The organism is Streptomyces pratensis (assembly GCF_037137275.1).
In the GTDB taxonomy this organism is placed as follows: domain Bacteria; phylum Actinomycetota; class Actinomycetes; order Streptomycetales; family Streptomycetaceae; genus Streptomyces; species Streptomyces pratensis_B.
Genome location: NZ_JBBBEN010000056.1, coordinates 1 through 4,095, shown reverse-complemented (window position 1 = coordinate 4,095; position 4,095 = coordinate 1). Strand labels below are relative to the sequence as shown.

Sequence of the window (4,095 nt, the reverse complement as noted above, 5' to 3'; positions counted from 1 at the left end):
GTCCCGAACCATCGAGCAGGAGGAAGTACCAGCATGACGGACACCACGGCACCGGCCGCGCATCTGCGGCCGGTCCCCGACCTGGACGACGACCACGAAACGACCGTGCCCGTCGCGGTCGACAACCCCGCCCTGCCGGAGCCGAAGGTGAGCGTGGAGAAGCGCAAGCCGGTCCTGGCCGGGTGGCTGACCGACCGGCGCGACTTCACCGCCACCGCCCGCCACGCCGGCGCGAACGCCGGATACAGCGCCCTCTTCCACGGCGTGCGGCTCCCGGTCTACGCCGGGCGTCTCGCGCTGATGTCGCCGCGGGGGGCCTGCCGGTTCATCGCCACCACCAACCGGTGGATCTGGGACCGCGAAGCCGCCCCCCTGCGGGCCGCCGCCGTCCGCGCCGAGGACGTCGAGGAGTACATGCGCCTGTCCCGGCTGCGGGCCGGACGGGTCCGGCTGCGCGGCCTGGTCACCCTGGTCGCCGCCGTGTTCGGCGTCGGCTTCGCCCTCTGGCTCTACGTCATGGCCCCCGCGCTGATGTACGCGTTCGCGGCCGGCGGTGTGCTGCTCCTCGGTATGGCCGGTCAGCAGCCCGACGCTCCGGTCATCGGCCCCGCCGTGTTGAAGACGGAGGTGCAGAAGCTCACCGGGTCGATCGTGCTGCGCGGTCTCGACTCCATCGGGAACAGCCGGATCAGCGCCGCCATCAAGAAGGGCGGCGACATGAACGGGCTGCGCTTCACCAGCGAGATCGTCCGCGACGGCCCCGGCTACCGCGCCGACCTCGATCTCCCGTACGGGGTGACGCCCGAGGACATCATGGAGGCCCGCAAGCCGCTGGCGTCCGGGCTGCGGCGCAAGGTCGGCTGCGTCTGGCCCTCCCCCGATCCGTCCGAGCATGAGGGGCGGTTGGTGCTGTGGGTGGGGGACAAGCCGATGAACGAGACCACCAAACCCGCCTGGCCCCTCCTCAAGACCGGGCAGGTGGACCTCTTCAAGCCGGTGGTGTTCGGCAACGACCAGCGCATGCGCGACGTGTCCGTGACGCTGATGTTCGCCGCCGTGGTCGTCGGCTCGATCCCCCGCATGGGCAAGACGTTCCTGATGCGGCTGTTCCTCCTCATCGCCGCACTCGACCCCCGCGCCGAGCTGCACGCGTTCGACTTCAAGGGCACCGGCGACTTCGGAGCCCTGGAACCCGTCTGCCACCGCTACCGGGCAGGCGAGGAGAACGACGACATCGAATACGTCCTGGACGCGCTGCGGGAGCTGAAGGAGGAGCTGCGCCGGCGGGCGAAGGTCATCAAGTCCCTGCCGCGCTCCCGCTGCCCGGAATCCAAGGTCACCCCGGAACTGGCCAGCGACAAGAGTCTGGGGCTGCACCCGATCGTGGCCGGGTTCGACGAGTGTCAGGTGCCGTTCGAGCACGAGGAGCACGGCAAGGAGATCGAAGCGATCTGCACCGACCTCGTCAAGCGAGGCCCGGCCCTCGGGATCGTGACCCTGTTCGGGACGCAGCGCCCGGACGCGAAGTCGCTGCCCACCGGGATCAGCGCGAACGCGGTGCTGCGCTTCTGCCTCAAGGTCATGGGACAGCCCGCCAACGACATGGTGCTCGGCACCTCGATGTACAAGGCCGGGTACCGGGCCACCATGTTCTCCCGCTCCGACCGGGGCATCTGCTGGATGGCCGGCGAAGGAGACGACCCGCGCATCGTGGCGTCCGCGTTCGTGGACGCGGTGGCCGCCGAGCAGATCGCCGCCCGCGCCCGCCAGGTCCGCGAGGAGTACGGCAACGTCACCGGCCACGCCATCGGCCACGGGCCCGAGAAGTCCGGGCAGTCCGATGTGCTGGCCGACGTCCTCGCCGTTATCGCGTCCGACGAGAAGTCCGTGTGGTGCGAGCGGATCGCTACCCGGCTCGCGGCGGCGCAGCCGGACGTCTACGGCGGGTGGAAGGGCGAGAACGTCACCGCCGCCCTCAAGCCCCACGGCATCAAGGCCGGGCAGGTCTGGGGCCAGACCGACACCGGCGAGGGCAAGAACCGGCGCGGCATCGACCGCGCCGACATCACCGCCGCCATCACCCGCCGTAACCAGAGCAAGGCCGCTGCCTGACCCCAGCAGGACTGCTAGACCTAGCACCCCCGGCTGCTAGGTCTAGCACCCCCGCTAGCACCCCACACCCGCCCTGAGCTGCGACCTAGCGTCTAGCAGCCCACCTGCGGAAACACCCGGAAACCCGCCTGACGAAGGGATGTGAGCCCCTCGTGGCGCTCGCTAGCCTCCTCATCCTCCTCACCACCGCCGGTTACGCAGTGTTGTGCGCGGTGAAGCCGTTCGCCCCGTGCCGGAAGTGCTCCGGCATCGGCGTCCGCACCCGCCGCCGGGCCGTCATCGTCTGCCGGCGCTGCCACGGCCACCGCTCCCGGCTCCGCGTCGGGCGACGGCTGCTCAACAACAGCCGCAGCATCCACGCGGCCGGCACCCGACCCCACGCCACCGACCGGAAGGCCACCCCGTGGCAGTGACCCTCTCCCTCGTCGCCCTCTTCGGGCTCGTCCTGTTCTTCCTGCTCCGGTCCCGCAGCCTCACGCCCGGCGGCGCGTTCACCGCCGCCGGGTTCGGGTTCTTCCTCGCTTCCACCGGGGCCGCCGACCCCATCAACGAGATGGCCACCGCCCTCGTCGACGCCATCCCCAGCATCTGAGGGAGCACCCCGTGCGACTGCGCATCCAGCTCACCGGCTGGGGCCGCCGGACCCTGACCCTGACCGACACCCCCCGCCCCGACTGCCCGCTCTGCGACGGGCACGGCGGGCTCGCCTACGACTACGGCGACCACAACGGGGAGTACGCCGGCACCGAGTGGGACCCGTGCCCCTGCTGGGACGAAACGCGCCGCTGGACTCTGCTCCGGCTCCCGCGCATCCCCCGTCGCCGCCGGGCCGACCGCGACCCGTGGAGCAACGAACCGCCCTTCTGACACGACCAAGGGCGGCCCCCGTCTCACGCCAATGATCCGGGGCCGCCCTTGTCCAGCAGCTCACTCACGAGAACTGGAGACACCCAGCATGACGCAACGCATCCTCATGAGGCGAGTGCCCGGCCACCGGCCACTGCTACTCGACCTGTTCTGCTGCGCCGGCGGCGCAGCCACCGGCTACCACCGGGCCGGGTTCGACGTCGTCGGCGTCGACATCGTGGACCGCCCGAACTACCCGTTCACGTTTGTCCGGGCGGATGCGCTCGAATCCCTCGCCGCCCTGATCGCGTCCGGGGAGATCGGCCGGTTCGCCGCCGTGCACACCTCCCCGCCGTGCCAGGCTGGCTGCGCGCTGACCATCGGCACCAACAAGGCGCGCGGCTGGGGGCGTAAGCACGTCCAGCTCATCCCCGCACTGCGCACCCTGCTGGACGCCACCGGCCTGCCCTACGTCATCGAGCAGCCCAACGGCACCGCCCCCGTCCGGCGGGACGTGTGGCTGTGCGGAGAGATGTTCCACCTCGGTGTCCTACGCCACCGCAACTTCGAGCTGGGCCGCTGGACCATGCCGCAGCCCGCCCACCCCCGCCACCGGGGATACGTGCGCGGCTACCGGCACGGCGTCTACCGGGACGGGCCCTACGTCGCCCCGTACGGGGCCGGCGGCGGCAAAGCCACCATCCCGGAAATGCAGGAAGCGATGGGCATCACGTGGACCGACGTGCGCGAGGAACTGACCGAGGCCATCCCGCCAGCGTTCTCCGAGCACATCGGTCGCGCTCTGCTCGCCGCTGTTCGTCCGGTGGGGGTGGCCGCGTGAACGCCCGCCTCCTGACCGTTGCCCTGGACGCGGCCGAGCGCGGGTGGCACGTCTTTCCACTCCGCCCCCGCGACAAACGGCCCGCCCTCCACGGAGAGGCCGCCTGCCCCGGCACCGGTGACTGCGCGGCCGGTCACCGGAAGTGGGAGCAGCGGGCCACCACCGACCCCGACCGCATCCGCAAGGCATGGTCGGCGGGGGCGTTCAACGTCGGTGTGGCCACGGGCCCGTCCGGGCTGGTCGTGGTGGACCTGGACCCGGTCAAGGCGAAGGACCCGAAAGGAACGCCTGACGGC

6 protein-coding genes are annotated in these 4,095 nt (G+C 71.2%); all 6 read left to right on the top strand.

Annotation, left to right across the window (positions count from 1 at the left end; all coding sequences use genetic code 11):
• Window positions 1-33 precede the first annotated feature (33 nt).
• On the top strand, window positions 34-2,112 hold the full coding sequence (locus tag V9U70_RS03515; RefSeq protein ID WP_336672947.1) for a cell division protein FtsK: 2,079 nt from the start codon (window positions 34-36) through the stop codon (window positions 2,110-2,112).
• A 152-nt stretch (window positions 2,113-2,264) separates the two neighbouring features.
• Entirely contained in the window at window positions 2,265-2,525 is a 261-nt protein-coding gene (locus V9U70_RS03510; RefSeq protein WP_336672946.1) for a hypothetical protein, read from the top strand.
• The gene (locus tag V9U70_RS03505) at window positions 2,516-2,704 is read left to right on the top strand and encodes a hypothetical protein (protein WP_336672945.1); all 189 of its coding nucleotides are present in this window, start codon (window positions 2,516-2,518) and stop codon (window positions 2,702-2,704) included. Before V9U70_RS03510 ends, V9U70_RS03505 begins: the two co-directional genes overlap by 10 nt.
• An 11-nt stretch (window positions 2,705-2,715) precedes the next feature.
• Window positions 2,716-2,979 (top strand): hypothetical protein, encoded by a 264-nt coding sequence (locus V9U70_RS03500; RefSeq protein ID WP_336672944.1) that lies wholly within the window; start codon window positions 2,716-2,718, stop codon window positions 2,977-2,979.
• A gap of 88 nt (window positions 2,980-3,067) precedes the next feature.
• Entirely contained in the window at window positions 3,068-3,799 is a 732-nt protein-coding gene (locus V9U70_RS03495) for a DNA cytosine methyltransferase (RefSeq protein ID WP_336672943.1), read from the top strand.
• Window positions 3,796-4,095 (top strand): bifunctional DNA primase/polymerase (locus V9U70_RS03490; RefSeq protein WP_336672942.1); only part of this gene is annotated, 300 nt, incomplete at its 3' end. The genes V9U70_RS03495 and V9U70_RS03490, both read left to right, overlap by 4 nt.

Coding starts and splice junctions, on each gene's coding strand:
- V9U70_RS03515 (WP_336672947.1), top strand. CDS start 34: ATGACGGACACCACGGCACCGGCCGCGCATCTGCGGCCGGTCCCCGAC.
- V9U70_RS03495 (WP_336672943.1), top strand. CDS start 3,068: ATGACGCAACGCATCCTCATGAGGCGAGTGCCCGGCCACCGGCCACTG.